A 15,184-nucleotide genomic window follows, 5' to 3' on the forward strand; every position below is an offset into this window, starting at 1 on the left:
AAAAAACCGCCAGCATGGCGGTTTTTTTATGGATTGGCCAACACGGTCAAGGTCGCGATCAGATCACCCGGGAGAACTGCTGAGCCCGCGCCATATTGCGCAGATAAACATCGAAACACATGCAGATGTTGCGAATGAGCAGTTGGCCCGTGCCTATCACTTCCAGCCCGGTGTCGGTCAGTCGCACCAGACCGTCATCGACGAAGGTCTGCAGCAACTTGAGATCAGCGGCGAAGTATTCCCTGAAGATCAGACCATGGGCCTGCTCGACGGCAGCAAACTCCAGAGAGAAATCGCAGATGAGCCGCTTGATTACCTCCCGGCGGATAAGATCATCGGGCTTGAGCGCGCAGCCTTTCCACTGGGCATGGCCGAGCTCTTCCACCTGGGCGTAGTAGGCCTTGAGCTCCTTCTGATTCTGGGAGTAGGCATCTCCCATCATGCTGATCGAGGAAACCCCCAGCCCCAGCAAGTCGCAATCCCCCTGGGTGGTGTAGCCCTGGAAGTTGCGATGCAGTTTGCCCGCCCGCTGGGCCACCGCCAGCTCGTCGTCAGGTTTGGCGAAGTGATCCATGCCGATGAACTGATAACCCTGGCCGGTCAGGAAGGAGATGGTGTCTTGCAGCATGGCCAGCTTTTCCCGAGGCGCTGGCATGTCCGCCTCTTTCAGCTTGTGCTGGGCGGCAAAGCGACTCGGTAGGTGGGCGTAGTTGAAGATGGAAAGGCGAGCCGGATCCGTCTTGAGCACCTCCTCCAGAGTGTGATGGAAGCTGTCACGATCCTGATGCGGGAGACCATAGATCAGATCGAGGTTGGTGGAACGGAAACCCAGTTCACGGGCTCGCTCCAGCATGGCTCGGATGAAATCGTTGTCCTGCTCGCGGTTGACCGCCTGTTGTACCTGCTTGTTGAAGTCCTGCACTCCTAAGCTGATGCGGCTAAAGCCCAGCTCACGCAGCACATCCAGCATATGCAGCTCAATCTCGCGCGGATCCACTTCGATGCTGATCTCCCCCGCATCGGCGAAATGAAAATGCTCGCGCAACATGCCCATCAGGCGCCGGCTCTGGGCCTCGTCCAGATATGTCGGCGTGCCGCCACCCCAATGCAGCTGGGTCACGGTACGGTTGGCAAACAGCGGGGCCTGGGCGGCAATTTCCCGCTCCAGATAATCGAGATACTGATCGGCCTTGTGCTGATGACGGGTGATCACCTTGTTGCAGCCGCAGTAGTAGCAGAGCTTGTGACAGAAGGGGATGTGAACGTAGAGCGAGAGGTTGCGCTCGGGATACTGGCCGGCGGCGTGCACGAAGTCCGGATACCCGAATGTTTCGTTGAACTCCAGGGCGGTGGGATAGGAGGTATAACGGGGGCCGCTGTGATTGTATTTCTCGATCAGCGCCTGATCCCACACTAGGGGTTCGACTCGCACACTTGTTTCCTCATCGATTGGCCGGGATCAGTGACCCAGCTGGAAATCCTTCAACAGGGCGACATCCTTGAGGATCTGCGCCTCCAATTCGACCTCGTAGCCACTGCGTTCCAGATCCATCTTCATGATCTCGTTACGCTTGAGCGCCTTGCGGGCCTCATGGGTCGGCATCTCCTTTACCTTCTCGTACAGATCGTACAAACCGGGGAACTCTGCGGCGAAAGCACGCCCCTCTTTGATCTGCAAAGCATTGAGCAGGTTGGTCAGCCGTATGGCCCCTTCCGAGTAGTCACACTGACCATCACGCACCGCATGGGCGATGAGTCGCACGCTGTCAAGGATACGTTCGTTGCGCTCGCGTATGGCCCTTGCCTGCAGCTCGCCCTGACGACGCACCCGTGCAAGCAGCATGCCTGCATAGATGGCCAGCCCCAGTAAAATAAGGCTACCCGCCAGGGTAGCCAGTATCAGTGTTGTGCTCACTTCTTCTTGGGCTCAACAGGTTGCGGCTGATAGTCAGCCTTGTTGAAACGATCCCACAGATCTTCTTCAGTGGCCGGGGCCTGCGTCTCTTCGAAATCAGCCATGAGCGCCGGTTCCTCTTCATCCTCGTCATCTATGATGCCGAGTTCGTCCATCAGCTCCTGATAGCGATCGACGCGCTGATCAACCCAAGCCTGATCGGCGGCACTCAGGGTCTCCCCCTCATCCAGACGATCGAGGAAATCATTGAGGCGATCATCGTTCTCGATGGCGGCCAGCTCCTGTTCGGGAGTCAGCGTGAGGATTTTCTCTCTGGGGGCCTTGGCTGGCTTCGGCTTGCTCTGCTTGTCATCGACGATCAAGACGACCGGCTTGCGGGAGCCCAAACGGGGATCCTGCACTTGTTTATTGCCATTGTTTTTGGGCTCGGCAACCTGCTGGCGAGTCCCTGCCTTCAAGCCTTTGCGCTTGGCAGCACGTTTACGCTCGCGGCCTTCCAGGGCGCTGGTATCTGATTCTTTGCGCTTACCGGTGGGTTTGCGAGTGGGTTGTTTGGCCGACATGAATGACTCCGGGACATTGCTGGATATATAAAACCCGTCACGAGACACCTTGGGCGTCTGGCGGGATAGGATGCTGACAGTGAATAATGAGGACGAGCACAGGATCCAGCATCATTTGTGCCTCGCAAGGCAGCTGAACACCGCAGGATCGGTATCCTCTGGGCATGTTGCTGGTATTTTGACACAAAATGTCGGCCCGGGTTAATCATCCAATAGAAAAAAGGCAGCCGAAGCTGCCCCGATATGCTTGTGCGAGTCCTATACCTGTCGAGATCGCCCTTCCCTGATGCCTCACTTCATATCTTTATATGGTCATCCTGACCTTATTGATCGTTCCTGAATGTGCGTGTGCTTGCTTGACTCGACGCTCTACTCGGCTGTAACACGTCAAGGTGGTTGCCTCCCGCATCGCCCTCCCTTCCCGAGAGGTCACCATCCTGGTATTTCACTCCTTTGCCTGGCTCCCAGCCACTCCCGACATCCTTGCCCTCACCACTCCCTTGGTGAAGCCTTGACCCAATCCTTGGGCCATTTCCTTGTCACCACTCTATCAAGTTCGGTTACCGGCTCAATCCGATTGCAGCCTTAAAGTAGGAGGACAGACAGCATAGGAAGTGAATAACCAATTAAAAAATAATAACTTTATTTTATTTAATACAACTTTTTCAGCCTAGGCCGTCGAGCAAAATGGTGGATCTCGCACAGGGAGGACGGTCAAAGCCAACGCAAAACAAAACGGGGAGCCCTTGGGCTCCCCGTCTGGATCTGCTGATGCAATCACAGCAACATATTCAGGCGTGCGGTAATTCGCGGTGGTTAGTGCAAACCTGGCACGTATTTGGACAAAATTTCTATGTCCTGGTCAGTCAGCTTCTTGGCGATGTCTCGCATCATGCCATTGGGATCATTGTCGCGAGTAGCGGCACGGAAACCTTCCAATTGGGCTTTGATGTAAGCCGGGTGTTGACCAGACAGGCTTGGGTACTTGGCCTGCTCTACGCCAGCACCACGGGGGCCATGGCAAGAAGCACAAGCTGGCAGCCCACGACTCATGTCACCCCCCATATAGAGCGCCTTGCCCGCGGCAACGACCTCATCAGGAACGGCTACAGGCGTAATTTGCTGGCTTGAGAAGTAGGCGGCCAAGTCATCCATATCCTGCTCTGACAAGGGCAAAGCCATGGCTCCCATGATGGGAGAAGCGCGACCAGTGTTACCAGAAGCGGCAGCCTTCAGTTCCACTAATTGTTTTTTAATATATGATGCGTGCTGGCCAGTGAGCTTGGGGTAAATATCAGCAGGGCTGTTTCCGTCCGGTCCATGACATGCAGCGCAGACCGCCGACTTGGTTTGTCCCGCAGCGGCATCGCCTGTGGCTTGTGCCATCCCCGTTACGCCAACCATCAGAGCAAGAGTAATGACTAGGTTCTTCATGGCGTTCCAACTTCTCGTTATTAGGCTTCCGATCCCATGCCGCTGAAGGCATGTTAAAATAAACGCGTTTAAGCGACGCCATTTTACACGATTTCACAAAAAAGTAACTCTATAACCCTCTCTCTCCATGGGGAATTTACGTTGGATACACAAACTCTGAATTTCAATAAGGTGCATTTTGTGACCAGCGCACCCGACATCCGTCACCTACCAAATGATGGGGGTGTCGAGATTGCGTTTGCCGGGCGTTCCAACGCAGGCAAGTCATCAGCATTGAACACCTTAACCAAGCACAAGAACCTGGCCCGGACCAGTAAAACCCCCGGCCGGACCCAATTGATCAACCTGTTTGAGCTAGAACCAGGCAAGCGTCTGGTCGACTTGCCGGGTTACGGTTATGCCCAGGTTCCACTGGAAATGAAGCTAAAGTGGCAAAAGTCACTGGCCGAATATTTGCAACGCCGTGAGTCCTTGAAAGGTCTGGTGATCCTGATGGATATCCGCCACCCGCTCAAGGAAACCGACATGAACATGCTGGAGTGGAGCTCCCACCGCGAACTGCCGGTCATGCTGCTGCTGACCAAGGCGGACAAGCTGAGTCCGGGTCCACGTAACACCCAAGTGATCAAGGTGCGTCAAGCGGTCGCCAATTTGGGCCCTCAGATCCAGGTAGAGGCCTTCTCCTCCCTCAACCAGATCGGGCTGGAAAAGCTGGCTCAAACCCTGACTGGCTGGTACCTCGCGGGCGAAGCCGCTGAAGGAACCATCGACGCCGAACAAGACGCCGATTAACACCGCCATTTTTCAATTAGCGGAGCAGGCTCCGCTAATTGAAACCCCTTTACCTCTCTTCTGCACACCTTGCCTGCCTGCCTGCCTGCCTGCCTGCCTGCCTGCCTGCCTGCCTGCCTGCCTGCCTGCCTGCCTGCCTGCCTGCGCGATGAACTCCATTCGCATGCTATGACGCAACTCATTATTTTAAATAGATAAAATATTTAATTCTCTTAAAGAATAAACAAACTGGCAACATGATAACGTTTTCAGCTCCCCACTGATCGCGGACAATAAAAAACAGTTCTATACAGCTAAATGTAATTTAATTACCAAGTAAAACCACGACAGGAGCGAAGCAGACTTAAAAATGAGGCCAGTTCCCTGGGTGGGAAACCGGCCTGAAGAAGCAGTTCAAAATTGGGAAGAAATGGGTCTTGAGAATAAATGACAACTGAGTTTACCCAAGAAACCCTCCTATTTTATCAAGGAATTGCCACTTTTAAAGCTTTTACTCTAAATTATGTACATAAAAAAACACCCCGACGATAACTCATCGGGGCAGCTATTCAGCCACATTCAATTACGTGAAATAAAAGGTCTGAAAGATAGAACATCTTACCTCTGTACCCTACGTCAATAACTGTACATCAAACCGGCAAAAAAGTGAAAGTAATTTATGTAACAAAGTTTCACGTCAATGCAAGATAGATTTTTCCTATTATTTTCAATAAGATAAAAAAAACCCCAGTACGAATACCGGGGTGTTATAAAGGTGACTAACTAGCACTTCCTCAACTATCTAGTTAGTCAGCGCGATAATGACAAAGTTCCAGTCTTCTGAAAAAAAACTTTTAGGATCTAGAGATAGATCGCCAGGTTATCGACAAGATTTTGTTTTTAAACGAGTTTTACAAAAAGTTCTTCTCTGTAAAATCGCAGACTTTCGAAGGCGTTGAGCATGCCTTCTTCCCTCAGTAAGGAGAGATTGGCCAGCTTCTCCAGTCGATGACGACGGATGTAACAAGGGAGCGCAGCCCCAGCTACTAAGCAGAAAAGTAGAGTCGCTGCTGGCCCCCTGCCATAGCACCAAGTCTGGGACTTGCATGCTCTGGTTCATGCCCCCAGGTTACGCTTCAGCTCCCGCAGTACCTGAGCGGTGCCGGGGCGTATGCCCCGCCAGATGGTGAAGGCCTCGGCGGCTTGCTGCACCAGCATGCCGAGACCATCCATGATCTTTCGCGCCCCTCTCTCCCTGGCCCAGGCATTGAATGCCGTGTCATTGACGCCATACATCATGTCGTACACGGCAATGTCATCATGGATGAGTGTGGGCGAAATAGCCGGAAGAGTACCCTGCAGGCTGGCAGAGGTGGAATTGATCACCAGATCGAAAGGCCCCGTGAGCGCATCATATTGCGCCGCGACTATAGGTCCCAGGCTGGTGAAACGCTGGGCTAGCTGAGCCGCTTTGTCATGGGTACGGTTGGCGATCACCAAGGTTCTGGGTCCTTCAGCCAACAGGGGAGCCAGGGCTCCACGAGCGGCTCCACCCGCGCCGAGCAGCAGAATGCGGCTCTCGGCCAAGATAATGCCTTGAGCCTTGAGATCGGCAACCAGGCCAGCTCCATCTGTGTTGTCGCCGAGCAACAGGCCATCATCGGTCAGTTTGATGGTATTGATGGCCCCCGCCAGCTTGGCGCGCGGGCTCAGGCTGTCGACCAGAGTGAAGGCCTGCTCCTTGAAAGGCACGGTAATATTGCACCCCTTGCCCCCCTCGGCAAAGAAGCTGCGCAGCGCAGCGGCAAATTCGTCCGGCTCAGGATCGGCCAGGCCATACTCCAGCTGCTGCTGGGTTTGCCGGGCAAACAGGGTGTGAATGAAGGGCGACTTGCTGTGTCGCACCGGGTGACCGAATACCGCATACCTGTCCATCACGAGTTTCCATCTTGAGGATAATGATCCGATTTAACGGCTTTTCCCCGTATGGAACAAGTTCAATCCCCATGAAAAAGGGTCGCCGTAGCGACCCTTGCCATCAGAGCCACTCCCGCGGCTTGAGGTAATCCGTGTAGAGCAAGGCCTCCGCCGAACCTGGCTCGGCCTGCCAATCATATTCCCAGCGCGCCAGGGGCGGCATGGACATCAGTATGGATTCGGTACGGCCGCCGGTTTGCAGGCCAAACAGGGTTCCCCTGTCATAGACCAGATTGAACTCGACGTAGCGACCGCGACGATAGAGCTGGAACTGGCGTTCCCTCTCACCATAAGCCGTGTTCTTGTGGCGAGCCAGGATAGGCAAGTACGCATCGAGGTAGCCCTCGCCCACCGCCTGCATGAAAGCGAATGATCGCTCGAATGGCCAACGATTGAGATCGTCAAAGAAGAGGCCGCCAACACCGCGAGTCTCATCCCTGTGCTTGAGATAGAAGTAGCGATCGCACCAGGACTTAAACTCGGGGTAAATATCCTCGCCGAATGGCTGACACAGCCCATGGGCTACCTGATGCCAGTGCCGAACGTCCTGTTCGAATGGATAGAAAGGGGTCAAGTCAAAGCCACCACCAAACCACCAGATGGGATCTTCACCCTCTTTCTCTGCGATGAAGAAGCGTACATTGGCGTGACTGGTCGGCACATAGGGATTGTGGGGATGAATCACCAGCGAAACCCCCATCGCCTCGAAGCGGCGTCCGGCCAGTTCGGGTCTATGGGCAGTGGCTGAAGCGGGCATGGCATCACCATAGACATGGGAGAAGTTGACGCCGCCCTGCTCTATCACCTTGCCGGATCGCATCACCCGTGTGCGGCCACCGCCGCCGCCATCCCGCGTCCAGGCATCCTCGACGAAGCGGCCCAGGCCATCGGCCTGCTCCAGTCCTTGGCAGATACTGTCTTGCAGCGCCAGCAGGAAGGCCTTGACCGCGGCCACATCAGGTTTGCTCATTGCTTCTCCAGCCAACGGGATCACAAAGTCCCGCCTCGTTATAGTCTTGTCACAACGTCGCCGACGGGGCCAACGCGATGTCAGGAGGGACGGATCAAGGCGCCAGTGCGGGCATCTTTGATCTCGGACGGGTTACATAGACCGCCCACCTCCCCAATCTGTATATGGGCCAATTGCCCAGCCAGCTCATGCCCAATCTGGGCAACGCTGCGGGCGGGCTCTTCACCCGTGAGATTGGCGCTGGTCGATACCAGCGGCTTGCCGAAGGCGCGACACAGGGCTTGTACCTGAGGATGGGCGCTGATCCGTACCGCCAGGGTATCGAATCGGCCAGTCAGCCAGTCAGGGGTATGTGCCTTGGCCGGCATGATCCAGGTGAAGGGGCCGGGCCAGCTGGCCAGTACCCGGGCGCGCTGCTCGTCGCTCAACTGGGCCAGATCGATATAGGCCTCCAACTGGGCCAGATCGGCGGCAATCAGGATCAGCCCCTTCTCCACCGGTCGCTGCTTGATGGCAAGCAACAGCTGCACGGCGGCCTGGTTATCAGGATCGCACCCCAGGCCAAACACAGCCTCGGTGGCATAGGCAATGACGCCGCCAGCACGAAGGGCGGCGACGGCTTGTTCGAATTCGTTCTGCATAGGAGATTCTGTATCAAAAAATGCGGCAGCCGAGCTGCCGCATGGGACTTATTTCAGCAGTTGAGCCTGAAGAGCGGCATCTTTGGCCATCACTTCTTCAGCATTTTTCTGGCGCTCGGCACGCACCTTGGCGGCCAGAGCATCATCGGCCACGGCCAGCATCTGGGCAGCCAGATAACCTGCGTTCTTGGCGCCCGCCTTGCCGATGGCAACGGTCGCGACCGGTACGCCACCTGGCATCTGCACGGTGGAGAGCAGTGCATCCAGACCCTTGAGCGGGCCACCGTCTATGGGGACACCGATCACGGGACGGGTGGTGATACCAGCAACGGCACCGGCCAGGTGCGCAGCCAAACCGGCGGCACAGATGAAGACCTTGCAACCACGGGCTTCGGCATCGGTGACATACTGGTGGGTCGCAGCCGGGGTACGGTGCGCAGAGGTGACTTTCACTTCCACTGTGATATCAAAGGACTTCAGTACTTCCAAGGTGGTCTGCATCACGGGAAAATCAGAATCAGAACCCATCAGTACAGCAACAAACGGTTTATTCATGGTGGGAATTTCCTTACTCCAAGTGGGGGGTTGAAGTTACCGCAAACGTTTCGCTCGCTCGGCGGCGGCGCGATTATACCTGCTCGTTTTGATGACCGCATTTCTTTTGCGGGCAGATCAATCTTAATGTGCCCCTCACCCGCTTCTCGACCACGATACCCCAGCCACATTTGGAACAAGGTACGGCCACCGGCTTGTCATTGACCACATATTTACAGTGGGGATAGTCATTGCAGCTGTAGAATTGCTTGCCATAGCGGGAGGTGCGACTGAGCAGATGGCCCTTGCCACAGTCAGGACAGGGGATCTGGGTATCGTCACTCTCCTGCAGTGAGGCCATGTGCTGACAGGCGGGGTATTGGGTACAGCCGACGAAAAGACCATAACGCCCTTTCTTGATGGCCAGCGGTTGACCACAATCGGGACAAGCCGAGCCTTCCAGCACCTTCTCGATATCGCGACTGGACGGAGTCAGGGAGCGGATATAATCGCAAGCGGGGTAACTGGCACAGCCGAGAAAGGGACCGTGCTTGCCCTGGCGGATCACCAACGCAGCCCCGCACTCTGGGCAAGGCTCACGCTCAAGCGCATGCTCGTGGGTAGAAAAGAGCTGATGGTCGATCTTGGACATGGGCCGCGCCTCGAATTCGGATGATCCGGATTCTACCAGCGCGGCACCTGGCTGTCAGTGCAGTATGCCGTCCGACTCGTCGAACACCAGTTCTTCCATCTGGTGGTAAGCGGTCTCGCTACCGGGGACATTGAACAACACCATCATCACGACCCACTTGAGGTCATCGAGTTCGATGTCGGGTTTGTCGAGCTCGAGCAGTCGCTCGATGCAGATCTCACGGGTCTCGGCATTGAGCACCTGGGCTTGCTCCAAGAACAGCATGAAACCGCGGCATTCGGTGCCCAGTCGCACCAGCTCCTCGGGGGCATAGATTCGCATCGAGCCCTGAGCACTGGCAGTGACATAGACTTCACGTTCGCTATCGTGCAGATTGGCCAGCCGCTCCAGCCAGTTGAGAGCCTTGTTGATCTCGTCCTGGTCAAAACCGGCACGGGTCAACTCATCGGTGAGTTCATCTTGTTCGACCGTTACATCGGCATCACTGTGGATGTAGGTCTCGAAAAGGTACATCAGTACATCAAACATGATTCGCCCTCCTCGCTCTGACGTATCCACCGGCTACCGCTATCACAACACCTGCCAGCTCAAGCTCGACTAATCTGCCCAGTACCACCTCGACAGGAAGCTCGGTCCGTTCGGCAACGGTATCCACACTCGTGGTCTCATAATCTACGTTATCCAACAAATCGGCATAAGGCAATGCACTATTAATACCGGCATTGACGTCGGCATTTTCATCAGCGTAGGCATTCGAGACAGCACCTGCCCCCCCTGGTGGAATACAGATCTGTGTCCAGTTGAGTTCAGCCAGCACATCCTCGGCATTGAGTACCAGCTTGGCACCCTGCTGGATCAGCCTGTTGCAACCCAATGCCCGCTCGTTTTGCAGGGCACCGGGCACGGCAAATACCTCACGACCTTGTTCCAGTGCGTAACGCGCCGTGATGAGGGATCCACTCTGCTCGGCCGCCTCGACCACCAGGGTGCCAAGGGAGAGGCCACTGATGATGCGGTTACGGCGAGGAAAGTGCTCGGCCAATGGCCCCTTGTCCGGCGAAAATTCGGAGATGAGCAGGCCACCATTGATCAGGATCTGCTCAGCCAGGAGTTGATGACGTTTGGGGTAGACCTGATCCAACCCCGAGCCAAGCACGGCAAGGGTGATACCGCCAACGGCCAGCGCTTGCTGATGGCAGACACCATCTATGCCAAGGGCCAATCCCGAGGTGATGGCCAATCCGGAACCCGCCAATGCCCGAGCGAGCCTGGCGGCATTATCCTTGCCCGCATAGCTTGGATGACGGCTGCCCACCATGGCAATCTGCGGCAAACATAGCACGTCGAGCTCACCACGACAGTAGAGCAAGAGGGGAGCTGCGGGGATCTCCCGCAGCAAGGGAGGATATTCGGGACTGTCACGACAGATGAGCCTGTTGCCGGGGTAGTCAGCCCACCTGAGCGCCTCCTCCACCCCGATGCCGGGATGGCGCAGGGCCCTGACTTGCTCACGACTCAGGCCCAAATCATGGAGATGACCATCACTGCAATCAAACAGCGCAGTTATGTCACCCTCTGGATCTTCTTCGTCGGCGCTCTCGGCCAGGGCGCTCATCAGACGCGAAGCGGTGACAGGCCCTATCCCGGGTACGCTTTCCAGTATCAGCCAGGCTCTGAGTTCATCCATGATGACCGAGCTCAGAAATTACTGACCTTGTAGCCGGTACTCACCATGTCCTGGCTCTGCAATATCATGCCGTAGCTCAACTTGTCATAGACCTTGAACAACATGATGCGGGCTATGGACTCGTCAGGCAGGGGAGTCCGACCGGCGGAGTGAAATCCCTTGTCATACAGTGAGGAGAAGTCTCGATAGGAAACCTTGCCATACTTGTCAGTCAGACGGATCCCCGGACGCTGCACATCCAGCACATCGCCGGGCGCCATCTGATCGCGAGCCCCCTTGTTGATCAGGACAATATCAAACTTGCCACCACCACGAGCCTTGCTCGGCAACTCGACCACATAGCCAGGGCCGGTGACCGGGGCAGCCCTGGGGGTAAACAGGGCAGAGAGACTCTCCTGAGCTGGCAATGGCATCAGCTTATCCCCCTGATAGACTTCTCGCTGATTGCTGGTGAGAGTGATACGGCTACGATCCTTGACCAGCCGTGCCTGCGCATGGGCCGTCCCCACGAAGATGGCCTCCTGTCCCAGCAGCTCACGGGTCTTCTTGTCTTTATAAATGGTACCTGGCCGATAGATGCCATAATCCTGACCCGGGATCAGATCACCCTGCACATAAAGGGTTGTCCCCTCCAGCATGCCGATATGGCCTTCGTTTTCCCCCAGGATATAGGGCAGGGCTTTGCTCTCCTGGCGCGTCGCGAAGATATGATCGGTCTGCATGAAGGGACCGATTTCGCTGAGCGGCAGCGTCGGGATGGGATTGGCTTTGCTCTCATAGTGATTCTTGGGAGAGAGCGTGATGACCCGCTTCCCACCCTGCACCGCCTTCCCCAAGCGGGGCTGACCATTGATCCAGCTCAGTTGCAGTACATCCCCCGGGTATATCCAGTGTGGATTGGCAATCTGCGCATTGATATTCCAGAGCTGGGGCCAAAGCCAAGGCTGATCGAGATACTTACCGGAAATATCCCACAGGGTGTCGCCCTTCTGGACCACATAGTTGCTGGGATAACCGCTCTTGAGGGACAGCGTCTGGGCCTGTGCGCCCTGGCTTGCCAGGGCCAGCAGACAGGCAAAAGTCGTTTGCTTCAGATACATAACACTCCCTGTTATTTCTGTGCGCAAAGTGTTGCTGTTTTTTGTCGGCGTAAATGACTAGAATTACGTCAATATTGACTGCAATTATACGAAACTAAAGATAAGACTATGGCCATTCTAGATGTATTGCGTTTCCCCGATGAACGTCTGCGTACCGTTGCAGCCCCTGTCGAGACCATTACACCCGAGTTACAACACATTGTAGATGATATGTTCGACACCATGTATGCGGAGGAAGGCATTGGCCTGGCCGCAACCCAGGTCGACATACATCAGCGCATCATAGTTATCGACGTCTCTGAGGATCGAGAAGATCCCCTGGTGCTGATCAACCCGGAAGTCATTGCCCAGTCAGGCAGCACCGGCATTGAAGAGGGTTGCCTCTCAGTGCCAGGCAGCCGCGCCCTGGTGCCTCGTGCCGAGTGGCTCAAGATCCGCGCCCTGGACCGTAACGGCAAACCGTTCGAGCTCGAAGCGGACGATCTGCTCGCTATCTGCATCCAGCATGAGATGGATCATCTGGTGGGCAAACTGTTTGTGGATTACTTGTCCCCACTCAAGCGCCAGCGTATCCGTCAGAAACTGGAAAAAATGGCGCGCGAAGACCGTAAAGCCGGTTAAGGATCTGCCCCTTTGAATAAATTGAAACTGATTTTTGCCGGTACCCCCGACTTCGCCGCCCGTCATCTGGCGGCGTTGTTGTCTTCCGACCATGAGGTCGTTGCCGTTTACACCCAGCCTGACAAGCCTGCTGGCCGGGGCCAGAAGCTGATGGCCAGCCCGGTGAAGGAGCTGGCGCTTGCGCACCAGTTGCCCGTCTACCAACCCGCATCCCTGCGCAATGAAGAGGCCCAGACCGAACTCAAGGCGCTGGGCGCCGACCTTATGGTGGTCGTGGCCTATGGCCTGATCCTGCCCAAGCTGGTACTCGATGCCCCACGTCTGGGCTGCATCAACGTTCACGGCTCTCTGCTGCCACGCTGGCGTGGTGCGGCACCCATCCAACGTTCCATCTGGGCGGGCGATGCCGAAACCGGCGTGACCATCATGCAGATGGATGTAGGCCTGGATACCGGCGCCATGATCCGCAAGGTCACTTGCCCCATCGCCCCCGACGAGACCTCAGCCAGCCTCTATGACAAGCTGGCCGAGCTGGGCCCCCAGGCACTGGTCGAGACGCTCAATGCGATGGCCGCAGGCAACGCCGCCGCCGAACAGCAGGATGATGCCCAGGCCAATTACGCCCAGAAACTCTCCAAGGAGGAGGCCCGCATCGACTGGTCCATGGACGCCGTCGCCATAGAGCGCTGCATTCGCGCCTTCAATCCCTGGCCCATCAGCTGGTTTGAAGTGGCAGACCAGACCATCAAGGTCTGGCAGGCAGAAGCGCTCGAGGCCGAACATGGCCAGCATGCAGGCACTCTGCTCAAGGCCGACAAGCAGGGGATCGACATCGCCACCGGCCATGGCATCCTGCGCCTGCTGACCCTGCAACCTCCCGGCAAGAAAGCCATGTCCGCTTCGGACCTGCTCAACTCGCGCCGTGACTGGTTTGCCCCCGGCATCCGACTGAATTGAGCTGGATTGAATTGAACCAAGCGGGGCCCCAGCCCCGACTTGAGCATCTAAGGTAACATTATGAAAACACGTGCACAGGCCGCTCTCGTCATTCAACAGGTGTTGGATCAGGGGCTCTCTCTTTCCGCCGTTCTGCCTGCTGCCCAGGAGAAAGTCGCCCCCCGCGATCGCGCCCTCCTGCAAGAACTCTGCTACGGCACCCTGCGCTGGATGCCGCGCCTGGATGCCGCCGTCAACGAGATGATGGACAAGCCCCTCAAGAACAAGAGCCGCATCTTCCACTATCTGATCCTGGTCGGGCTCTACCAACTTATCTACACCCGCATTCCGGCCCACGCCGCCGTGGCCGAGACCGTCAATGCGGTCAAGCTGCTCAAGGGCAGCTCACTGCGAGGCCTGATCAACGGTGTATTGCGCAACTTCCAGCGCAGCGCCGAGGTGATCCTGGCCCGTATCGACAGGGTGCCCAGCATACGTCTCGGTCACCCGGAGTGGCTCACCAAACGTCTGCGCCAGGCCTATCCCGAAGATTGGGAGTTCATCATGGAGGCCAACAACCAGCGCCCGCCCATGTGGATCCGCAACAACGGCCAACGCCAGAGCCGCGATCAGATGCTGGCGCGCATGGCCGAGGTGGGCATCAATGCACAGGCCGGTGACGAGGGCGCTGACTGCATCTTGCTGGAGCGCCCCTGTGACGTGACCAAACTGCCCGGCTTCGAGCAGGGGGACTGCTCTGTGCAAGATGGCGCCGCCCAGCTCGCCGCCCAGTTGCTCGACCCGCAACCGGGCGAGTGGATACTGGATGCCTGCGCCGCCCCTGGCGGCAAGACGGCACACCTGCTCGAACGCCAACCCGACTTGGCCGGTGTCGTCGCCGTCGATGCCGACGATAACCGCCTCAAACGGGTGCAAGAGAACCTGGATCGCATCGGCCTCATGGCCCGGCTGATCCACGGCGACGCCAGTACCCCCGACCAGTGGTGGCCAGAGGGGCAGTTCGACCGCATCCTGCTCGATGCTCCCTGCTCCGCCACCGGCGTCATCCGTCGCCACCCCGACATCAAGTGGCTGCGCCGGGATCAAGATATTCGCGAACTGGCCGAGTTGCAGGGCCGCATCCTGGCGGCACTCTGGCCACGACTCAAGAAAGGTGGCACCCTGCTCTACGCCACCTGCTCGGTACTGCCCGAAGAGAACCGCGATCAGGTGCATACCTTCCTGGCCGCCACCAAGGACGCCCGTCTGATACCACTCCACGAGCAAGACACACCGGCAGCTCCGGGTCGCCAGTTCTTGCCGGGCGATGCGGGCATGGATGGTTTCTACTACGCCAAGCTGTTGAAAGAAGCCTGATGAATG

16 protein-coding genes and 2 pseudogenes are annotated in these 15,184 nt (G+C 56.8%); 4 read left to right on the forward strand and 14 right to left on the reverse strand.

The genetic code is table 11. The annotated features are described in order from the left end of the window. Positions 1-58: 58 nt before the first annotated feature. From hemN to ACSMDR_RS19710, 4 genes are all read right to left on the reverse strand, one after another. Positions 59-1,432 (reverse strand): oxygen-independent coproporphyrinogen III oxidase, encoded by a 1,374-nt coding sequence (hemN, locus tag ACSMDR_RS19695; protein ID WP_005893432.1) that lies wholly within the window; start codon positions 1,430-1,432, stop codon positions 59-61. A gap of 27 nt (positions 1,433-1,459) precedes the next feature. After that, complete coding sequence (locus ACSMDR_RS19700; RefSeq protein WP_051106557.1) at positions 1,460-1,900, reverse strand: DUF2489 domain-containing protein; 441 nt, start codon at positions 1,898-1,900, stop codon at positions 1,460-1,462. 11 nt (positions 1,901-1,911) lie between these two features. Next, positions 1,912-2,478 (reverse strand): Der GTPase-activating protein YihI, encoded by a 567-nt coding sequence (yihI, locus tag ACSMDR_RS19705; RefSeq protein WP_005893439.1) that lies wholly within the window; start codon positions 2,476-2,478, stop codon positions 1,912-1,914. An 816-nt stretch (positions 2,479-3,294) separates the two neighbouring features. Next, entirely contained in the window at positions 3,295-3,912 is a 618-nt protein-coding gene (locus ACSMDR_RS19710; RefSeq protein ID WP_005893441.1) for a c-type cytochrome, read from the reverse strand. A gap of 141 nt (positions 3,913-4,053) precedes the next feature. Here ACSMDR_RS19710 and yihA point away from each other — a divergent pair, with 141 nt between their 5' ends. Then, positions 4,054-4,704 (forward strand): ribosome biogenesis GTP-binding protein YihA/YsxC, encoded by a 651-nt coding sequence (yihA, locus tag ACSMDR_RS19715; protein ID WP_040318858.1) that lies wholly within the window; start codon positions 4,054-4,056, stop codon positions 4,702-4,704. Positions 4,705-5,252: 548 nt separating this feature from the next. Here the strand turns inward: yihA and spfP are convergent. From spfP to ACSMDR_RS19760, 10 genes and pseudogenes are all read right to left on the reverse strand, one after another. Further along, the gene (gene spfP, locus ACSMDR_RS21275) at positions 5,253-5,300 is read right to left on the reverse strand and encodes a small protein SpfP (protein ID WP_462101308.1); all 48 of its coding nucleotides are present in this window, start codon (positions 5,298-5,300) and stop codon (positions 5,253-5,255) included. Positions 5,301-5,583: 283 nt separating this feature from the next. After that, positions 5,584-5,727: pseudogene (locus tag ACSMDR_RS19720) on the reverse strand (DUF1488 family protein); the annotation flags it as partial. A gap of 72 nt (positions 5,728-5,799) precedes the next feature. Then, positions 5,800-6,618 carry a shikimate dehydrogenase gene (aroE, locus tag ACSMDR_RS19725; RefSeq protein ID WP_005893444.1) on the reverse strand — a complete coding sequence of 273 codons (819 nt, stop codon included), beginning with the start codon at positions 6,616-6,618 and terminating at the stop codon, positions 5,800-5,802. 103 nt (positions 6,619-6,721) lie between these two features. Beyond that, a complete protein-coding gene (gene hemF, locus ACSMDR_RS19730) occupies positions 6,722-7,630 on the reverse strand; it encodes an oxygen-dependent coproporphyrinogen oxidase (protein WP_005893447.1) in 909 nt (302 codons plus the stop codon). 80 nt (positions 7,631-7,710) lie between these two features. Continuing rightward, positions 7,711-8,274, reverse strand: a pseudogene (gene tsaC / locus ACSMDR_RS19735) (L-threonylcarbamoyladenylate synthase type 1 TsaC); the annotation flags it as partial. A gap of 45 nt (positions 8,275-8,319) precedes the next feature. Then, positions 8,320-8,826, reverse strand: a complete 507-nt coding sequence (purE, locus tag ACSMDR_RS19740; protein WP_005893452.1) for a 5-(carboxyamino)imidazole ribonucleotide mutase — start codon at positions 8,824-8,826, stop codon at positions 8,320-8,322. A 73-nt stretch (positions 8,827-8,899) separates the two neighbouring features. Further along, entirely contained in the window at positions 8,900-9,457 is a 558-nt protein-coding gene (locus ACSMDR_RS19745) for a DNA topoisomerase family protein (RefSeq protein ID WP_436469420.1), read from the reverse strand. Positions 9,458-9,511: 54 nt separating this feature from the next. After that, the gene (locus ACSMDR_RS19750) at positions 9,512-9,985 is read right to left on the reverse strand and encodes a DUF494 family protein (RefSeq protein ID WP_005893455.1); all 474 of its coding nucleotides are present in this window, start codon (positions 9,983-9,985) and stop codon (positions 9,512-9,514) included. Beyond that, the gene (gene dprA / locus ACSMDR_RS19755; protein WP_436469421.1) at positions 9,978-11,144 is read right to left on the reverse strand and encodes a DNA-processing protein DprA; all 1,167 of its coding nucleotides are present in this window, start codon (positions 11,142-11,144) and stop codon (positions 9,978-9,980) included. The genes ACSMDR_RS19750 and dprA overlap by 8 nt, the downstream gene beginning before the upstream one ends. 11 nt (positions 11,145-11,155) lie before the next feature. Next, a complete protein-coding gene (locus tag ACSMDR_RS19760) occupies positions 11,156-12,244 on the reverse strand; it encodes a LysM peptidoglycan-binding domain-containing protein (RefSeq protein WP_436469422.1) in 1,089 nt (362 codons plus the stop codon). A 108-nt stretch (positions 12,245-12,352) separates the two neighbouring features. On the opposite strand from ACSMDR_RS19760, the gene def reads away from it, so the two are divergent. Genes def through rsmB form a run of 3 tightly spaced genes read left to right on the forward strand, consistent with a single transcriptional unit; the run spans position 12,353 to position 15,178 of the window. Further along, positions 12,353-12,865: a peptide deformylase gene (def, locus tag ACSMDR_RS19765; protein WP_436469423.1), complete on the forward strand. Its 513-nt coding sequence runs from the start codon at positions 12,353-12,355 to the stop codon at positions 12,863-12,865. A gap of 12 nt (positions 12,866-12,877) precedes the next feature. Further along, the gene (gene fmt, locus ACSMDR_RS19770; RefSeq protein ID WP_436469424.1) at positions 12,878-13,822 is read left to right on the forward strand and encodes a methionyl-tRNA formyltransferase; all 945 of its coding nucleotides are present in this window, start codon (positions 12,878-12,880) and stop codon (positions 13,820-13,822) included. Positions 13,823-13,882: 60 nt separating this feature from the next. Continuing rightward, positions 13,883-15,178, forward strand: coding sequence for a 16S rRNA (cytosine(967)-C(5))-methyltransferase RsmB (gene rsmB / locus ACSMDR_RS19775; protein WP_436469425.1), 1,296 nt, complete (start codon positions 13,883-13,885; stop codon positions 15,176-15,178). Positions 15,179-15,184 lie beyond the last annotated feature (6 nt).

Origin of the sequence: Aeromonas molluscorum (genome assembly GCF_051376105.1) — a bacterium.
GTDB classification, from domain to species: domain Bacteria; phylum Pseudomonadota; class Gammaproteobacteria; order Enterobacterales; family Aeromonadaceae; genus Aeromonas; species Aeromonas molluscorum.